Below are 18268 nucleotides of genomic sequence, written 5' to 3'. Positions count from 1 at the left end.
GGTCATGGTCAGGTTGCCGCTCACCCCCGCCGAGGTAGAACGCGGACAGCGCCTCGGCGCTCTGCTCCGCCGAGCCCGGGGCCACCGCTCGATGCCGGACGTGGCGCTCGCTTCCCGCATCTCGCCGGAAACCCTGCGGAAGATCGAATCCGGCCGTGTGGCCACCCCCGCCTTCCCGACCATCGCGGCGATCGCCGACACCCTCGGCCTGTCCCTCGACGCCGTCTGTGCCGAGATCGAGACCGATCGGGCGGAGCGGACCGCCGAGGACCGGTCGGCCCTGCCGGTCGCCCGGCGTCCCTCGCTGGTCTCGTGACACCCGCTCCGCATCCGGTACGCACGAGCCGGCGGACTCGGCCGTCGGTGATGCCGGTGGTCAGGCCTTCGTGGGGAGCAGGGGACCGCGCTGCCCCTTCGGCGGCACGCGCCTCGGCAGGGCGTACGGCAGGGTCCCGTACCAGACACGGGCCACCGCGAAGCCGAAGGCCAGGCAGATGACGCCGCCCACGGCGTCCAGCCAGAAGTGGTTGGCCGTCGCGACGATCACCACCAGGGTCGCCGTCGGGTAGAGCAGGCCGAGGATGCGCACCCAGGGCAGCTTGGCCAGCGCGAACACCGTCAGGCCGCACCACAGGGACCAGCCGATGTGCATGGACGGCATCGCCGCGTACTGGTTCGACATGTGTTTGAGGTCGCCGGACGCCATCGACCCCCAGGTCTGGTGGACCATCACCGTGTCGACGAAGTCACCGCCCGGCATCAGCCGCGGTGGCGCCAGCGGATACAGGTAGTAGCCGACCAGGGCCACGGCCGTGGTGGCGAAGAGCACCAGGCGCGTCGCCGCGTAGCGCCCCGGGTGACTGCGGTAGAGCCACACCAGGACGGCCAGCGTGACGATGAAGTGCAGCGTCGCGTAGTAGTAGTTCATGCTCACGATGAGCCAGGTCACCGAGTTGACCCCGTGGTTGACCGACTCCTCCACGGCGAGGCCGAGGCTGTGCTCCAGGCGCCAGATCCAGTCGGCGTTGCGCAGCGCCTCGGCGCGCTGCTCGGGGACCGCGTTGCGCACCAGCGAGTACGTCCAGTAACTCACCGCGACGAGCAGGATCTCGAACCAGAGGCGGGGGCGACGGGGGCTGCGCAGCCGGTCGAGGCGGCGTCGGCGGGGCGCGGCCGTGACGGGGTCTGGAAGGGCCTGGTCACGGCCTTCCAGCGGCGTCACAGTCGGTTCACCCATGGACATGAAGTCTGCCAGAAAAGGCTTCTTGGCCCGATCATCCCTCGGGCGGGTTCGGCTCGCACTTCGTACGACGGCCGGACCGCGACGCCTACTGCCGTCGTACCGGGCGGAGCCCGGACGCCTCCGCCCTACGGACGATTCCGGTCCCCGGGAGCCGAAGCGGTCGAACCGCGCACCACCAGTTCCGGCATGAACACGAACTCGCTGTGCGGTGCCGGGGTCCCGCCGATCTCCTCCAGGAGGGTGCGGACGGCGGCCTGGCCCATCGCGGGGACCGGCTTGCGGACGGTGGTCAGGGGCGGGTCCGTGAAGGCGATCAGCGGGGAGTCGTCGAAACCGACCACCGAGATGTCCTGCGGCACCGCGAGACCGCGCTGCCTGGCCGCGCGTATCGCGCCCAGCGCCATCATGTCGCTGGCGCAGACGATCGCCGTACAGCCCCGGTCGATCAGGGCCGTGGTCGCCGCCTGGCCGCCCTCGAGGGTGTAGAGGGAGTGCTGGACCAGCTCGGTCTCGATCGTCTCGGGGTCGAGGCCCAGTTGCTCCTGGATCGTCCGGACGAAGCCCTCGATCTTGCGCTGGACCGGCACGAACCGCTTGGGGCCGAGCGCCAGCCCCACCCGGGTGTGGCCGAGCGACACGAGGTGGGTGACCGCCAGGTTCATCGCCGCCCGGTCGTCGGGCGAGATGAACGGTGCCTGGACCTTCGGGGAGAAGCCGTCCACCAGCACGAAGGGGACGCCCTGCGCCCGCAGCTGCTCGTAGCGCTGCATGTCGGCCGTGGTGTCCGCGTGCAGGCCCGAGACGTAGATGATGCCGGCGACCCCGCGGTCGACCAGCATCTCGGTCAGTTCGTCCTCCGTGGAGCCGCCCGGGGTCTGGGTGGCGAGGACGGGGGTGTACCCCTGGCGGGTCAGCGCCTGGCCGATGACCTGGGCCAGGGCCGGGAATATCGGGTTCTCCAGCTCCGGGGTGATGAGGCCGACCAGACCGGCGCTGCGCTGGCGCAGCCGGACAGGGCGCTCGTAGCCCAGGACGTCCAGAGCGGCGAGCACGGACTGACGGGTGGTGGCGGCGACACCGGGCTTGCCGTTGAGAACGCGGCTGACGGTCGCTTCGCTCACCCCCGCCTGCGCAGCGATGTCGGCAAGCCGTGTGGTCACAGGGGTGGACTGTACCGGTCGGGTGCTGACTTGCACACCGATCGGACGCCGTGGGCGACCTGGTGAACGGCCCGCGGGCTGCTGCGTCATCGCGCTCCCTCATGAAAGTGATGGCAAGAGCTTGCAGAGTCTTGCACAGCGGCGCCGTGCCTCGCTGCGAGGCCCCTCAACCGCGACAACTACGGTCTCACAGCGGTCGAGGGGAGGTCACGCAGGGATCACGCGCGGATAACTTCGGTGATGTCTTGCACTTTTTTTCTGCAAGGTCTTTCGTGCCGCTTACATCGCTGTTACGTTCACGTCGCCCGACGGCAGCAACGGCGCGGTCGGAGTCGGCAGGACAGCGGACGGGACCGCTTCCTGTAGCTAAACGGGCTCTCACCCTCAAGGAGAAACTCATGCGGCGTGGCATAGCGGCCACCGCGCTGGTGGCGTCCTTCGCCCTCGCGGCGACGGCCTGCGGCGGGGACGACAGCGGCAGCGACAACTCGTCCGGGCCGGTCACCATCACCTGGTGGGACACCTCCAACGCCACCAATGAGGCGCCGACGTACCAGGCCCTGGTCAAGCAGTTCGAGGCCGCCAACAAGGACGTCAAGGTCAAGTACGTCAACGTGCCCTTCGACCAGGCGCAGAACAAGTTCGACACGGCCGCCGGCGCCTCCGGTGCCCCGGACGTGCTGCGCTCCGAGGTCGGCTGGACCCCCGCCTTCGCCAAGAAGGGCTTCTTCCTGCCGCTGGACGGCACCGAGGCCCTCAAGGACCAGGCCAAGTTCAAGTCGAACCTGATCGAGCAGGCCAAGTACGAGGGCAAGACGTACGGCGTGCCGATCGTCACGGACACGCTCGCGCTGGTCTACAACAAGGCGCTCTTCACGAAGGCCGGCATCACCGAGGCCCCCAAGACCTGGGACGACCTCAAGACCGCCGCCGCCACGATCAAGGCCAAGACCGGCGTCGACGGCTACTGGGGCTCCACCCAGGCCTACTACGCCCAGTCCTTCCTGTACGGCGAGGGCACCGACACCGTCGACGCCGACGCCAAGAAGATCACCGTCAACTCCCCGGCCGCCCAGAAGGCGTACGGCGCCTGGCTGGGCCTCTTCGACGGCAAGGGCCTGCACAAGGCCGACACCACCGCCGACGCGTACGCCCACATCCAGGACGCCTTCGTCAACGGCAAGGTCGCCGCGATCGTCCAGGGCCCGTGGGAGATCACGAACTTCTACAAGGGCACCGCCTTCACGGACAAGAACAACCTCGGCATCGCCACCGTCCCGGCCGGTTCCACCGGCAAGGCGGGCGCCCCGACCGGCGGCCACAACCTGTCGGTCTACGCCGGTTCGGACAAGGCCCACCAGGCCGCCGCGCTGAAGTTCGTCAACTTCATGACCTCCGCGTCGAGCCAGGCGACCATCGCCCAGAAGAACTCCACGCTGCCGACGCGCGACGACGCCTACACCGCCGCCGTCAAGGCCGACCCGGGCATCGCCGGCTACCAGACGGTCCTGTCGGCCGCCCAGCCGCGCCCGGCGCTGCCGGAGTACAGCTCCCTGTGGGGCCCGCTCGACACCGAACTGCCCAAGATCGCGGGCGGCAAGGAGACCCTCGACAAGGGCCTGAGCACCGCTGAGACCGCCATCGCCAAGCTGGTGCCGGACTTCAGCAAGTGAGCCCGAGTGGCCGCCGGATCTCCCGTACACCTGGGGGGAGAGATCCGGCGGCCACCGGCCGGTGAGCCGTACCACCCCCCTCGACGATCCAGCGTGAAGATCCAGAAGGTGTCGAACCCATGACAGTCGCCATCGACCGCGCGACCGGCAAGCGCCGCGGTGACCGTGAGCCGAAGCCCGGGCCGGCCGGGCGCCTGAGGCGCGGCTACCAGAAGCACTGGTACGCGTACGCCATGATCGCCCCGGTGGCGGTCGTCCTCGGTGTGCTCGTGCTGTACCCCCTGGTGTACGGCCTGTACCTGACGCTGACCGACGCCAACAGCCTGAACACCGCGCGCACGATCGGCGTCAACCACATCGACGCCACCTACAAGTTCATCGGCCTCGACAACTACGCCGACATCCTCTGGGGACCGACGGCCTACGACCGCTTCTGGTCGCACTTCATCTGGACGATCGTCTGGACGGCGGCCTGTGTCGCCCTGCACTACGGCATCGGACTGGGCCTCGCGCTCCTGCTCAACCAGAAGCTGCGCGGGCGGACCCTGTACCGGCTGATCCTGGTGCTGCCGTGGGCCGTGCCCACCTTCGTCACCGTCTTCGGCTGGCGGTTCATGCTCGCCGACGGCGGCATCATCAACTCCGCGCTCGACGCCCTGCATCTGCCCTCGCCGCTGTGGCTCGAGGACACCTTCTGGCAGCGCTTCGCCGCGATCATGGTCAACACCTGGTGCGGCGTGCCGTTCATGATGATCTCGCTGCTCGGCGGTCTCCAGGCGATCGACGCCTCTCTCTACGAGGCCGCCGAGATGGACGGCGCCAGCGCCTGGCAGCGCTTCCGGTACGTCACCCTGCCGGGCCTGCGGTCCGTCAGCTCCACCGTGGTCCTGCTGGGCATCATCTGGACCTTCAACCAGTTCGCGGTGATCTTCCTGCTGTTCGGCAACACGGCGCCCGACGCGCAGATCCTCGTCACCTGGGCGTACTACCTCGGCTTCGGACAGCAGCCGCGTGACTTCGCCCAGTCCGCCGCCTACGGCATCCTGCTGCTGGCCATCCTGATCGTCTTCACCTCGTTCTACCGCCGCTGGCTGAACCGCAACGAGCAGCAGCTCGCGATCTGAGGCAGGAGTTCCCATGAGTAGCACCACCGCCGAGACCTCCGCCCCCGTGAGCGAGCAGCGTTCCAGGACCCCGCGCGTCCGGCGCCGGGGCGAGAACACCCTCGCCGGCTCCCTCGCCTCGCACGGCGTCCTGATCGTCGCGAGCGTCATCGCGCTCTTCCCGATCGCCTGGCTGGTCTATCTGTCCCTCGGCCCGGACACGGACGACTATCTGCACCCGGGCGGCATCTGGGACAAGATGACGTTCGACAACTACACGTTCGTCCTCCAGCACACCCAGTTCTTCGACTGGCTGAAGAGCTCCCTCGTCGTCACCCTGGGCACCACGGCCATCGGTGTGCTCATCGCGGCGACCACCGGCTACGCCGTCTCCCGGATGCGCTTCCCCGGCTACAAGAAGTTCATGTGGGTCCTGCTGGTCACCCAGATGTTCCCGGTCGCCGTGCTGATGGTGCCGATGTACCAGATCCTCTCGGACCTCCAGCTCATCGACAACTACTTCGGTCTGATCCTCGTCTACTGCACGACGGTCATCCCGTACAGCGCCTGGCTGCTCAAGGGGTACTTCGACACCATCCCCTTCGAGATCGACGAGGCGGGACGCGTGGACGGGCTCACCCCGTTCGGCACCTTCTTCCGGCTGATCCTGCCGCTCGCCAAGCCGGGTCTCGCGGTGGCCGCCTTCTACAACTTCCTCACCGCGTTCAGTGAGGTCGCCTTCGCGTCGACGTTCATGCTCAGCGACGACAAGTACACCCTCGCCGTAGGTCTCCAGTCCTTCGTCAGCGAGCACGACGCCCAGCGCAACCTCATGGCCGCCACGGCCGTGCTGATCGCGATACCCGCCGCCGTGTTCTTCTACCTCGTGCAGAAGAACCTGGTGACCGGTCTCACCGCGGGCGGCACGAAGGGCTGAGCCCGTACGAGACTCCCGCGCCCCGCAAGGAGCGCGGGTGGCGGCCGCGGTGTCCATCCGACCCCGCCGGCACCGCGGCCGCCTCATCCGACCGTCTCATCGACTCGCCTCGACCAGTCGCCCTCGAAACCGAAGCGAGCCCCAACACCCCATGTCAACAGCACCGTTACGTACCAAGGACGCCATGAGCCAGCAGCCCGCAGCCCCGGCCCCCACCCCCACCTCGGCTGTCGCCACCGTCGCCAAGCGTCGTGACTGGTGGCGGGACGCGGTGATCTACCAGGTGTACCCGCGCAGCTTCGCCGACAGCAACGGCGACGGCATGGGCGACCTGGAAGGCGTACGCTCCCGTCTCCCGTACCTGCGTGACCTCGGCGTGGACGCCGTGTGGCTCAGCCCCTTCTACGCCTCCCCGCAGGCCGACGCCGGGTATGACGTCGCCGACTACCGCGCGGTCGACCCGATGTTCGGCAACCTCCTGGACGCCGACGCGCTCATCCGGGACGCCCGTGAGGTGGGTCTGCGGATCATCGTCGACCTGGTCCCGAACCACTCCTCCGACCAGCACGAGTGGTTCAAGCGCGCGCTCAGGGAGGGCCCCGGCTCCTCCCTCCGGGACCGCTACCACTTCCGGCCCGGCAAGGGCGCGAACGGTGAACTCCCGCCCAACGACTGGGAGTCGATCTTCGGCGGCCCCGCCTGGACCCGGGTCACCGAGCCGGACGGCACCCCCGGCGAGTGGTACCTGCACCTCTTCGCCCCCGAGCAGCCCGACTTCAACTGGGAACACCCGGCGGTCGGGGACGAGTTCCGCTCCGTCCTGCGCTTCTGGCTGGACATGGGCGTCGACGGCTTCCGCATCGACGTGGCCCACGGCCTGGTCAAGGCCGCGGGTCTGCCGGACCTGGGCTCCCACGACCAACTCAAGCTGCTGGGCAACGATGTCATGCCGTTCTTCGACCAGGACGGCGTGCACGAGATCTACCGCCAGTGGCGGCTCATCCTCGACGAGTACTCGGGCGAGCGCATCTTCGTCGCCGAGGCGTGGACCCCGACCGTCGAGCGCACCGCGAACTACGTCCGCCCCGACGAACTCCACCAGGCCTTCAACTTCCAGTACCTGGCCACCGAGTGGGACGCGGAGCAGCTGCGCGAGGTCGTCGACCGCACCCTGGAGGCGATGCGCCCGGTCGGCGCCCCCGCCACCTGGGTGCTGTCCAACCACGACGTGACGCGGCACGCCACCCGCTTCGCCAACCCGCCCGGCCTCGGCACCCAGATCCGCACGGCCGGCGACCGCGAGGCCGGTCTGCGCCGGGCCCGGGCGGCCACGCTGCTGATGCTGGCGCTCCCCGGCTCGGCCTACGTCTACCAGGGCGAGGAGCTCGGGCTGCCGGACGTCGTCGACCTGCCCGACGAGGTGCGCCAGGACCCGGCGTACTTCCGCGGCGCCGGCCAGGACGGCTTCCGGGACGGCTGCCGCGTCCCGATCCCGTGGACGCGCGAGGGTTCGTCGTACGGCTTCGGCGACGGCGGCAGCTGGCTCCCGCAGCCGTCCGGCTGGGGCGAGCTGAGCGTGGAGGCACAGCAGGGGGTGCCCGGTTCGACGCTGGAGCTGTACCGCTCGGCACTCGGCATCCGCCGGGCGCGGCCCGACCTGGGCGCGGGCGACGCGGTGGAGTGGCTGAAGGCCCCGGCGGGCGTACTGGCCTTCCGCCGCGGGGAGTTCGTGTGCGTGGCGAACACCACGGGGGAGTCGGTGACGACCCCGGCCTACGGGCGGGTGCTGCTCGCGAGCGAAGAGGTGACCGAGACGGACGCCGGCGAGGCCAAGCTCCCGGCGGACACGACGGCGTGGTTCACGACCGCCTGACGGCGTCCTGGGAAGTTCTTGCATCAACTTCGCACGGCCCGCTGCCTTTTCAGGCAGCGGGCCTTTAACATCTCCGTCACCGCAAGATTGCTGACGTGTTTCAGCAAGAGCCTTCAACGGAGAAGGACTTCCCCACATGGCAACCAGCAGACCCCTCACGGGCGTCCTCGCCCTGGCCGCCGCGGCCGCCGTCATGACCCCCACCGCCGCGTCCGCCACCCCGCCCGGCACCAAGGACGTCACCGCCGTCCTCTTCGAGTGGAACTTCGCCTCGGTCGCGAAGGAGTGCACGAACACCCTCGGCCCGGCCGGTTACGGATACGTCCAGGTCTCCCCGCCCGCCGAGCACATACAGGGCTCGCAGTGGTGGACCTCGTACCAGCCGGTCAGTTACCGGATCGCGGGCCGGCTCGGCGACCGCGCCGCGTTCCAGAGCATGGTGAACACCTGCCACGCGGCCGGTGTGAAGGTCGTCGTCGACACGGTCGTCAACCACATGTCCGCGGGCAGCGGCACCGGCACCGGCGGCTCGTCGTACACGAAGTACGCCTATCCCGGCCTGTACTCCTCGTACGACTTCGACGACTGCACCGCGCAGGTGAGCAACTACAGCGACCGCTGGAACGTGCAGCACTGCGAGCTGGTCGGCCTGGCCGACCTGGACACCGGCGAGGAGTATGTCCGCAAGACCGTCGCCGGGTACATGAACGACCTGCTCACCCTCGGGGTCGACGGATTCCGCATCGACGCGGCCAAGCACATCGACACCGCGGACCTCGCCAACATCAAGTCGCGGCTGACGAACCCGGGCGTGTACTGGAAGCAGGAGGTCATCTACGGCAGCGGAGAGGCCGTCCAGCCGACCGAGTACACCGGTAACGGGGACGTCCAGGAGTTCCGTTACGCCTACGACCTCAAGCGGGTCTTCAACAACGAGAACCTCGCCTACCTGAAGAACTACGGCGAGGGCTGGGGCTACCTGAACAACTCCGTCGCGGGTGTCTTCGTCGACAACCACGACACCGAGCGCAACGGATCGACCCTCACCTACAAGGACGGGGCGAACTACACGCTCGCCAACGTCTTCATGCTCGCGTACCCCTACGGCGCCCCGGACATCAACTCCGGGTACGAGTGGTCGGACGCGGACGCCGGGCCGCCCTCCGGCGGCGCGGTGAGCGCCTGCTGGCAGAACGGATGGAAGTGCCAGCACGCCTGGCCGGAGATCCTGCGCATGGTCGGCTTCCGCAACGCCACGCGGGGTGCGGCGATGAGCGACTGGTGGGACAACGGGGGCGACGCGATCGCCTTCGGGCGGGGCAGCAAGGGCTATGTGGCCATCAACCACGAGTCGGGCTCGCTGACCCGGACGTACCAGACGTCCCTCGCCGCCGGCACCTACTGCAACGTGCAGAACAACACGACCGTGACCGTGAACGGCTCGGGCCAGCTCACGGCGACCCTCGCCGCCAACACGGCGCTGGCGGTCTACGCGGGCAAGTCGAGCTGCTGACCCTTCGCCCGTTCGCCGGTCGGGCCGTCCGCCGGTCCACGCGGCCGCGCACTGTCGTCTCCGACAGTGCGTGGTACGCGAGGGGGGCGGGGGGAGGTGGTCCTACTTCCAGGTGTCGCTCGTGGAGTACCCGGCCGAACTGCCGGTGGTGTAGGCGTGGTTCGTGCCGGACTCCCAGGTCACGTCCCACGACCCGGACGTTCGTACCGCTGGTCGTCGGCGCGTACGTGTTGAAGGTCGCGGTCACCGTGGACGTCGACCCGCCGTCGCCGGGCTCGCAGGGGGTGCACGGGGTGAACGCGCCGTCGTAGAAGGCGACCGCGCAAGGGGTGAGCGTGGGGTAGTTGAGAAGGGCACGTCAAGGTCCAGGTGAAAGTTCTTGCTGTGAGTTGCAAGCCTCTTGCTGCAACCCTTGCGGCAGCGATACGGTCACGCGGGCGCCCGGCGACGAAGCCGTCCCGCGGCGTCGGGGTCGGACCCAAGAGAGCCGTAATCGCAAGGAGTTCCCGCCTGTGATACCGAGATGGCCGGCGCCCCCGACGCGCCGCACCGCGCCACCTGTCCGACGGGTCGCGGCCGTCGCCGTGGCCGCGCTGGCCGCCGCCCTCGTGCAGCCCCTCGCGGCGCACGCGGACAGCCCGCCCGCACCGCCGTCCGACGCGAAGCTGGCCGCCGCGCCGGCCCGCCACGACGACACCCGTGAGCAGTTCTACTTCGTCCTGCCGGACCGCTTCGCCAACGGCAGCACCGCCAACGACGAGGGCGGACTGACCGGTTCACGCCTCACCACCGGCTACGACCCCACCGACAAGGGCTTCTACCAGGGCGGCGACCTCAAGGGCCTGACCCAGCGGCTCGACTACATCAAGGGCCTCGGCACCACCTCCATCTGGATGGCGCCGATCTTCAAGAACCGGCCCGTGCAGGGCACCGGCAGCAACGCCTCCGCGGGCTACCACGGCTACTGGATCACCGACTTCACGCAGGTCGACCCGCACTTCGGCACCAACAAGGACCTGGAGACCCTCATCTCCAAGGCGCACGCCAAGGGCATGAAGGTCTTCTTCGACGTCATCACCAACCACACGGCCGATGTCGTCGACTACGAGGAGAAGTCCTACGACTACCTCTCCAAGGGCGCCTTCCCGTACCTGACGAAGGACGGCGAGCCCTTCGACGACGCCGACTACGCGGACGGCGGCACGAGGTTCCCGGCCGTCGACGCCGACTCCTTCCCGCGCACCCCGACGGTCACCACCGCGCAGAAGAACGCGAAGGTCCCGTCCTGGCTCAACGACCCGACGATGTACCACAACCGCGGCGACTCGACCTACGCCGGTGAGTCGACCACGTACGGGGACTTCTCCGGGCTCGACGACCTGTGGACCGAGCGTCCCGAGGTCGTCAGCGGGATGGAGAAGATCTACCAGCGCTGGGTGCGGGACTTCCGGATCGACGGCTTCCGGATCGACACCGTGAAGCACGTCGACATGGAGTTCTGGACCCAGTGGGCGACGGCCCTCGACGCCTACGCGGCCAAGCAGGGCAGGGACGACTTCTTCATGTTCGGCGAGGTCTACTCCGCCGACACGTCGATCACGTCCCCGTACGTCACCCAGGGCCGCCTGGACGCCACGCTCGACTTCCCCTTCCAGGAGGCGGCCCGCCAGTACGCCTCCCAGGGCGGCAGCGCGCGCAAGCTCTCCTCGGTCTTCGCCGACGACTACAAGTACACGACCGACAAGGCCAACGCCTACGAGCAGGTCACCTTCCTCGGCAACCACGACATGGGCCGCATCGGGTACTTCCTGAACCAGGACAACCCCGGGGCCACCGACGCCGAACTGCTCGCCAAGGACGAACTCGCCAACGAGCTGATGTTCCTCAGCCGGGGCAACCCGGTCGTCTACTACGGCGACGAGCAGGGCTTCACCGGCTCCGGCGGCGACAAGGACGCCCGCCAGACGATGTTCGCGTCGAAGACCGCCGACTACCTCGACGACGACGAGATCGGCACCGGCCGCACCCACGCGAGCGACGCCTACGACACCGGCGCTCCCCTGTACCGGCAGATCGCCGCGCTGGCCGAGCTCCGCCGGGCGAACCCCGCCCTCACCGACGGCGTCCAGACGGAGCGCTACGCGGCCGACGGCGCCGGCGTCTACGCCTTCTCCCGCAACGGCACCGGCAAGGACACCACCGAGTACGTCGTCGCCTTCAACAACGCCGGCACGGCACAGGAGGCGACCTTCGCGACCGGTTCGGCGAACACCGCGTTCCACGGCATCTACGGCACCGGGAAGACGGTGACCGCCGGCGCCGACAAGAAGATCACCGTGACCGTTCCCGCGGGCTCGGCCGTCGTCCTCAAGGCCGCCCGCAAGCCGCCCGCCCCGGCGACCCGGCCGACCGTCGCCCTGCACGCCCCCGCCGCCGGCGCCACCGGCACCGTCGAACTGAGCGCCGACGTGGCCGGCGGACAGCTCAACCGGGTCGTCTTCGCCGCCCAGACCGGCAACGGCAGGTGGCAGACCCTCGGTTCCGCCGACCACGCCCCCTACCGGGTCACGCAGACCCTGGACACGGACCTCCCCGCGGGCACGGCCCTGCGCTACAAGGCGGTCGTCGTCGACTCGGCCGGGCGCACCGCGAGCGCCACCGCGGCCTCCGTCACCGGCACCCCGCCCGCCGAGGAGATCCCCACCGCCTCCTCCCGTGACTACGCGATCGTCCACTACCAGCGCCCCGACGGCGACTACGCCGACTGGGGCCTGTACGCCTGGGGCGACCTGGCCGACGGCGAGGCGACCACCTGGCCGGACAGCCACCCCTTCGTCGGGCGGGACGCGTACGGCGCCTTCGCCTACGTCAAGCTGAAGCCGGGGGCCTCGTCCGTCGGGTTCCTCGTCATCGACAAGGACGGCGACAAGGACGTCTCCGCCGACCGCACGATCGACGTGACGAAGACCGGTGAGGTCTGGATCGAGCAGGGCAAGGAGGGCCTCCTCACGGAGAAGCCCGAGTACCCGGCCGAGGACACCGGCAAGGCCGTCCTGCACTACCACCGCGCCGACGGCGACTACACCGGCTGGGGGCTGCACACCTGGACCGGCGCCGCGAACCCCACCGAGTGGTCGAACCCGCTGAAGCCGAGCAGGACCGACGCGTACGGTGCGGTCTACGAGGTGCCGCTCACCGCCGGCGCCACCAGCCTCAGCTACATCCTCCACAAGGGCGACGAGAAGGACCTCCCGACCGATCGGTCGCTGGACCTCACGAGCGACGGGCACGAGGTGTGGCTGCTGGCCGGGCAGGAGAAGTACCTGCTCCCGCAGCCGGCCGGCTCCGCTGCGGCCCTCGACCTGACCACGTCCAAGGCGGTCTGGATCGACCGGAACACCGTCGCCTGGAACGGCTCCGAGGCCACTGCCTCGACCCAGCTGCTGTACAGCCGCAAGGGCTCGATCGCGGCCGCGAACGGCACCCTCACCGGGGACGCCCGGTGGCTGCGGCTGACGAAGACCACCCTCACCGACGCCCAGAAGGCCGCGTACCCGCACCTCAAGGCGTACACCGCCTGGTCCGTGGACCCGCGCGACCGCGACCGGGTGCGCGAGGCGCTGAGCGGACAGGTCGTCGCCTCCCAACGGGCCGTGAATGGCGCGGTCCTGGCGGCGACGGGCGTACAGACCGCCGGCGTGCTGGACGACCTGTACAGCGGTGCGACCGAGGCCCGTCTCGGGCCGACGTTCCACCACGGCCGCCCCACGCTGGCCGTCTGGGCCCCGACGGCCCAGCAGGTCTCCCTGGAGATCGACGGCTCCACCGTGAGGATGCGGCGCGACGGCACCACCGGCGTCTGGTCCGTGACCGGGCCCGCGTCGTGGAAGAACAAGCCCTACCGGTACGCCGTGACGGTATGGGCGCCCAGCGTCGGCAAGGTCGTCACCAACAAGGTCACCGACCCCTACTCGGTGGCCCTGACCACCGACTCCGCGCGCAGTCTCGTCGTCGACCTCGACGACAAGGCCCTCGCCCCCGGCGGCTGGTCCACGCTCGCCAAGCCGAAGGCCGTCCCGCTGAAGGACGCCCAGATCCAGGAGCTGCACGTCCGGGACTTCTCCGTCGCGGACACGACGGTCCCCGCCCGGGACCGGGGCACCTACCTGGCCTTCACCGACCGGGACAGCGACGGCTCGAAGCATCTGCGGGAGCTGGCGGCGGCGGGCACCTCGTACGTCCATCTGCTGCCCGTCTTCGACATCGCCACCATCGCCGAGGACAAGGCCGCCCGGTCGGCCCCCGGCTGCGACCTGGCCTCCTACCCGGCCGACTCCGACAAGCAGCAGGAGTGCGTGGCCGCGACCGCGGCGAAGGACGCCTACAACTGGGGGTACGACCCGTACCACTACACGGTCCCCGAGGGGTCGTACGCCAGTGACCCGGACGGGACCGCCCGCACCGTCGAGTTCCGCCGGATGGTGAAGGCGCTGAACCAGGAGGGCCTGCGGGTCGTCATGGACGTCGTCTACAACCACACCGCGGCGAGCGGCCAGGCGGCGACCAGCGTTCTCGACCGGATCGTCCCCGGCTACTACCAGCGGCTGCTCGCCGACGGCTCGGTGGCGAACAGCACCTGCTGTGCGAACACCGCGACCGAGAACGCGATGATGGGCAAGCTGGTCGTCGACTCGATCGTCACCTGGGCCAAGGAGTACAAGGTCGACGGCTTCCGCTTCGACCTCATGGGACACCACCCCAAGGCCAACATCCTGGCGGTGCGCAAGGCGCTGGACGCGCTGACCCTCGCCGAGGACGGGGTCGACGGCAAGAAGATCATCCTCTACGGGGAGGGCTGGAACTTCGGCGAGGTCGCCGACGACGCCCGGTTCGTCCAGGCCACCCAGAAGAACATGGCGGGCACCGGCGTCGCGACCTTCTCGGACCGGGCACGTGACGCCGTGCGCGGCGGCGGCCCGTTCGACGAGGACCCGGGCGTCCAGGGCTTCGCGTCCGGGCTCTACACCGACCCCAACTCCTCGACCGGCAACGGCACTTCCGCCGAGCAGAAGGCCCGGCTGCTGCACTACCAGGACCTCATCAAGGTCGGGCTGTCCGGCAACCTCGCCGCGTACCGCTTCACCGCCACCGACGGCAAGGAGGTCACCGGCGCCGGGGTCGACTACAACGGCGCCCCGGCCGGCTACGCGGACGCGCCCGGCGACGCCCTCGCCTATGTCGACGCGCACGACAACGAGTCGCTGTTCGACGCGCTGGCCTACAAGCTGCCCAAGGACACCTCGGCGGCCGACCGTTCCCGGATGCAGGTCCTCGCCATGGCCACCGCCGCGCTCTCCCAGGGCCCGGCCCTGTCCCAGGCCGGCACCGACCTGCTGCGCTCCAAGTCCCTGGACCGCAACTCCTACGACAGCGGCGACTGGTTCAACGCCGTCCACTGGAACTGCGCCGCCGGCAACGGCTTCGGGCGGGGACTGCCGCCGGCCGCCGACAACGCCTCCAAGTGGCCCTACGCCAAGCCGCTGCTGACCGCTGTCGGGGTCGGCTGCCCGCAGATCACCGCGGCCTCCGCCGCCTACCGGGATCTGCTGAGCATCCGCACCACCGAGAAGGCGTTCTCGCTCGGGACCGCCGAACGCGTGCAGTCGGCGCTCTCCTTCCCGCTGTCCGGGAAGGACGAGACACCGGGGGTGATCACCATGGAACTCGGTGACCTGGTCGTCGTGTTCAACGCGACACCGAACGCGTCGAAGCAGACCGTCGACGCGCTCGCCGGGACGGGATACCGGCTGCACCCGGTGCAGGCGGCGGGGTCGGACCCCACCGTGAAGTCCGCCTCGTACGTGACGCGGTCCGGTACGTTCACCGTCCCGGGCCGGACCGTCGCGGTGTTCTCCCGGACGACCCCCTAGACAGGGGCATTACCTTGGTGGAGCAGACCTTCCAACCGGTCTGCTCCACCGGTGGTCCATGGGTCCGGGGTCGGGGGTCGAGAGATGAACGCCGACGTCAGTGGCAGGCACAGCGACACGACCGTGCTGGTCGTGGACCGTACGGCGGCCGGCCGGTTCGCCCTCGGTGTGGTGCTGCGCCGCGCCGGCCACCGGGTCGTCGCGGTCGGCACCGGACACGAGGCGCTCGTCGAACTGGACGTACGGCGGCGCGAGGGCGACCTGCCGGACGTCGCCCTGGTCGACGTGGAGCTGCCGGACATGAGCGGCTTCGAGCTGTGCCGCCGGCTCAAGGCCCGGCCGCACATGGCCGGCCTGCCCGTCGTGCACTTCTCGGCGGGTGACGTGGCCCCGGGCGACCGAGGGCAGGGGCTGGACGCGGGCGGCGAGGCCCACCTGGCGATGCCCGCCGAGCCCGAGGAGATCGACGCCGTGGTCCGGGCCGCCGTCCGGGCCGCCCGGCTGCGCGCCGACGACCGAGCGGCGGCCCGGCGGCTGTCGCTGCTGTCGGAGGCGATCGTCGGCATCCAGGCGGCGCGCTCCCCGCAGGAACTCGCCGACGCGGCCGCCGAGGGCACAGCGCGGCTCACCGGCTCGCCCGCGGCCGTCTTCGTCCTCGGCCCGGACGACGTGCTGCACCGCGGCACCTCCAGGAACCGGACCTCGCTCGCGCTGCCGGACCAGGACGCCCATCAGGCCGTCGTCGCACTGCTGCGGCGGCTCACCCACGGCCAGGCCGGGGTGCGGATCACCACGGTGCCCGCGCCGCTGTGGCCCGCCGGGTTCTTCCGCCCCGGCGTGCCCCACGACGCCCGGCTGGTGCTGATCCCGACCCAGGACGGCAGGTCCTCGGTGTGCCTGGCCGTCCCCACCCGGGAGGTCCGCCGGGTCGACCCCGAGACCGAGTCCCGGCTGGCCCGGCTCGCCCAGGCCACCGCGCTCGCCGCCGAGCCGCTGCTCATGTACCAGGTCGAGCGGCATGTTGCGCTCACCCTCCAGCACAGCTTCCTACCCCGGCCGCACGCGCTGCCCGAGCTGCCGGGCGTCGACGTCGCCGTCCGGTACGTGCCGGCGTCCCGGGAGGCGGAGATCGGCGGCGACTTCTACGCGGCCCTGCGCACCGGGGAAGGAATGCTGGCCGCGGTCGGTGACGTCGTCGGACACTCGCTCGAGGCGGCCACCGTCATGGTCGAGATCCGGCACGCGCTGCGCGCCTACTGCGTCGACGAGAGCGACCCTGCCGTGCTCGCCGAGCGCCTCGACCGGATGCTCCGGCTGTACCACCCCGAGGTCACGGCGACCGTCTGCCTGGTCCTGATCGATCCCGGTACCGGGCGCACCCGCATCGCCAACGCGGGCCACATCCCGCCACTGATCGTCCGGGACGCCGGTGGCGCCGACTACGCCAAGGCGGCCGGCCCGCTGCTCGGCCTGGGCGTGCCCCACCCGCCGCCCACCGAGCTGTTCCTCGAACCCACCGATCGCCTCCTCCTGGTCACCGACGGTCTGATCGAGACCCGGGGCATCGACCTCGCGGTCTCGATGGAGCACCTGCGCGCGGCGGCCATCGGCGCGATGCCGGGCCTGGACGCGTTGTGCGACACCCTCCTCACCAGCTTCGGCCACGACCGTGAGGACGACATCGCGATGCTGGCCCTGCGGCTGACGACCTAGGCTGATCCTTGTTTCCCCGGAACAGGAGTGCCCCATGCCGCAGATCACCGTCGACTACTCGACCACGATGGCGTCCGCCTTCGACCGGAACGGGTTCGCGCGGGCCCTGCACACCTCGGTCGTCGAGATCGCGGCCGCCAAGCCGGAAGCCTGCAAGACCCTGTTCCGGCCCGCCGAGTTCACCGCGTTCGGCTACGACGACCCCGAGGAGCGCGGGCACGCGGTCGTCCACGTCACGCTGGGCCTCCTGGCCGGACGTACCGACGAGACGAAGACGAAGCTGACCGAGGCCGTACTGGCGCTGCTGCGCGAGCACGTGACGCAGGACGGTTTCGTGCTGCACGCCTCCGCCGAGGTGCGCGACCTCGACCCGGCGTACCGCAAGTACGAGAGCTAGGCCGTCCTGTCGGCGTCCCGCCTCAGGAGGCCAGGGCGATGAGCCGGGTGACCAGGTCGCCGAACGGCCCGTCGGCCGGCTCGCCGCCGAGCACGGGGCGCAGCAGGGCACGCAGCTCGTCGTCGTGGGCCGCGCTGACGGCGGTCAGCGCGGCGAAGTCCTGCACGAGCTGGACCTCCAGCTCCTCGCGCGGGATGCGCCGCCCGTCCAGCCAGATCAGCGCGGTCGACTCGGCCAGCGAGATCCAGGAACGGACGATCAGCTCCAGGCGCGGGGGCGCGTCCGGGACACCGAGGTGCGCCAGGATGTGCTCGTAGGCGCTCTGGCGCACCGAGTCGATGAGGGCGTTCGTGGTCGAGGAGCCGACCGCGGGGCCGCCGCGCATCAGGGCGGAGAATCCCGGGCCGTGCGCGTCGACGAAGTCGAAGTAGCGGCGCATCACGCGCAGCAGGCGGGAGCCGAGCGGTCCGTCGTGCGGCTCGGCGAACCGGCTCGCCAGATCCTCCGAGGCCCGCTTCAACGCGGCCTCGTACAGGCTGAGTTTGCCGGGGAAGTAGTGGTAGACGAGGGGGCGCGAGATGCCCGCGGCCGCGGCTATCTCGTCGATGGAGACCTCGTCGGGCGAGCGCTGGGCGAACAGTTCGAGGGCGACGCCGATCAACTGCTGCCGACGCTCCTCGACTCCCATTCTGCGACGAACCCCGGTAGTCATGCGAACACCTTACC

The 18268-nt window shown here is 70.1% G+C and carries 12 protein-coding genes; 9 read left to right on the top strand and 3 right to left on the bottom strand.

What is annotated here, in order from left to right:
- Positions 1 to 4 precede the first annotated feature (4 nt).
- Complete coding sequence (locus AOQ37_RS26750; protein ID WP_062647678.1) at positions 5 to 316, top strand: helix-turn-helix domain-containing protein; 312 nt, start codon at positions 5 to 7, stop codon at positions 314 to 316.
- A 60-nt stretch (positions 317 to 376) separates the two neighbouring features.
- Here AOQ37_RS26750 and AOQ37_RS26745 read toward each other — a convergent pair whose 3' ends face one another.
- Both AOQ37_RS26745 and AOQ37_RS26740 read right to left on the bottom strand, forming a co-directional pair.
- Positions 377 to 1237 carry a phosphatase PAP2 family protein gene (locus tag AOQ37_RS26745; protein WP_062647881.1) on the bottom strand — a complete coding sequence of 287 codons (861 nt, stop codon included), beginning with the start codon at positions 1235 to 1237 and terminating at the stop codon, positions 377 to 379.
- 131 nt (positions 1238 to 1368) lie between these two features.
- Positions 1369 to 2403, bottom strand: coding sequence for a LacI family DNA-binding transcriptional regulator (locus AOQ37_RS26740; protein ID WP_062647677.1), 1035 nt, complete (start codon positions 2401 to 2403; stop codon positions 1369 to 1371).
- Between the two features lie 398 nt (positions 2404 to 2801).
- On the opposite strand from AOQ37_RS26740, the gene AOQ37_RS26735 reads away from it, so the two are divergent.
- From AOQ37_RS26735 to AOQ37_RS26700, 8 genes are all read left to right on the top strand, one after another.
- Positions 2802 to 4076: an extracellular solute-binding protein gene (locus AOQ37_RS26735; RefSeq protein ID WP_062647675.1), complete on the top strand. Its 1275-nt coding sequence runs from the start codon at positions 2802 to 2804 to the stop codon at positions 4074 to 4076.
- 119 nt (positions 4077 to 4195) lie between these two features.
- Positions 4196 to 5200 carry a carbohydrate ABC transporter permease gene (locus AOQ37_RS26730; RefSeq protein ID WP_062647673.1) on the top strand — a complete coding sequence of 335 codons (1005 nt, stop codon included), beginning with the start codon at positions 4196 to 4198 and terminating at the stop codon, positions 5198 to 5200.
- Positions 5201 to 5213: 13 nt separating this feature from the next.
- Complete coding sequence (locus AOQ37_RS26725) at positions 5214 to 6116, top strand: sugar ABC transporter permease (protein ID WP_062647671.1); 903 nt, start codon at positions 5214 to 5216, stop codon at positions 6114 to 6116.
- A 184-nt stretch (positions 6117 to 6300) separates the two neighbouring features.
- The gene (locus tag AOQ37_RS26720) at positions 6301 to 7989 is read left to right on the top strand and encodes a glycoside hydrolase family 13 protein (RefSeq protein ID WP_062647669.1); all 1689 of its coding nucleotides are present in this window, start codon (positions 6301 to 6303) and stop codon (positions 7987 to 7989) included.
- Between the two features lie 136 nt (positions 7990 to 8125).
- The gene (locus tag AOQ37_RS26715; protein ID WP_062647667.1) at positions 8126 to 9502 is read left to right on the top strand and encodes an alpha-amylase; all 1377 of its coding nucleotides are present in this window, start codon (positions 8126 to 8128) and stop codon (positions 9500 to 9502) included.
- 512 nt (positions 9503 to 10014) lie between these two features.
- Positions 10015 to 15432 carry a pullulanase-type alpha-1,6-glucosidase gene (gene pulA, locus AOQ37_RS26710; RefSeq protein ID WP_062647665.1) on the top strand — a complete coding sequence of 1806 codons (5418 nt, stop codon included), beginning with the start codon at positions 10015 to 10017 and terminating at the stop codon, positions 15430 to 15432.
- Between the two features lie 84 nt (positions 15433 to 15516).
- Positions 15517 to 17145 carry a fused response regulator/phosphatase gene (locus AOQ37_RS26705; protein ID WP_062647663.1) on the top strand — a complete coding sequence of 543 codons (1629 nt, stop codon included), beginning with the start codon at positions 15517 to 15519 and terminating at the stop codon, positions 17143 to 17145.
- Positions 17146 to 17179: 34 nt separating this feature from the next.
- Entirely contained in the window at positions 17180 to 17542 is a 363-nt protein-coding gene (locus AOQ37_RS26700) for a 5-carboxymethyl-2-hydroxymuconate Delta-isomerase (RefSeq protein ID WP_062647661.1), read from the top strand.
- Positions 17543 to 17564: 22 nt separating this feature from the next.
- On the opposite strand, the gene AOQ37_RS26695 is transcribed toward AOQ37_RS26700, so the two are convergent.
- Entirely contained in the window at positions 17565 to 18254 is a 690-nt protein-coding gene (locus AOQ37_RS26695) for a TetR/AcrR family transcriptional regulator (protein WP_107085302.1), read from the bottom strand.
- Between the last annotated feature and the right edge of the window lie 14 nt (positions 18255 to 18268).

It is taken from the genome of Streptomyces maremycinicus (assembly GCF_001184025.1).
GTDB lineage: Bacteria > Actinomycetota > Actinomycetes > Streptomycetales > Streptomycetaceae > Streptomyces > Streptomyces maremycinicus.
Note: the sequence above shows the minus strand (reverse complement) of the source record. Positions and strands in the feature narration are given on the sequence as shown.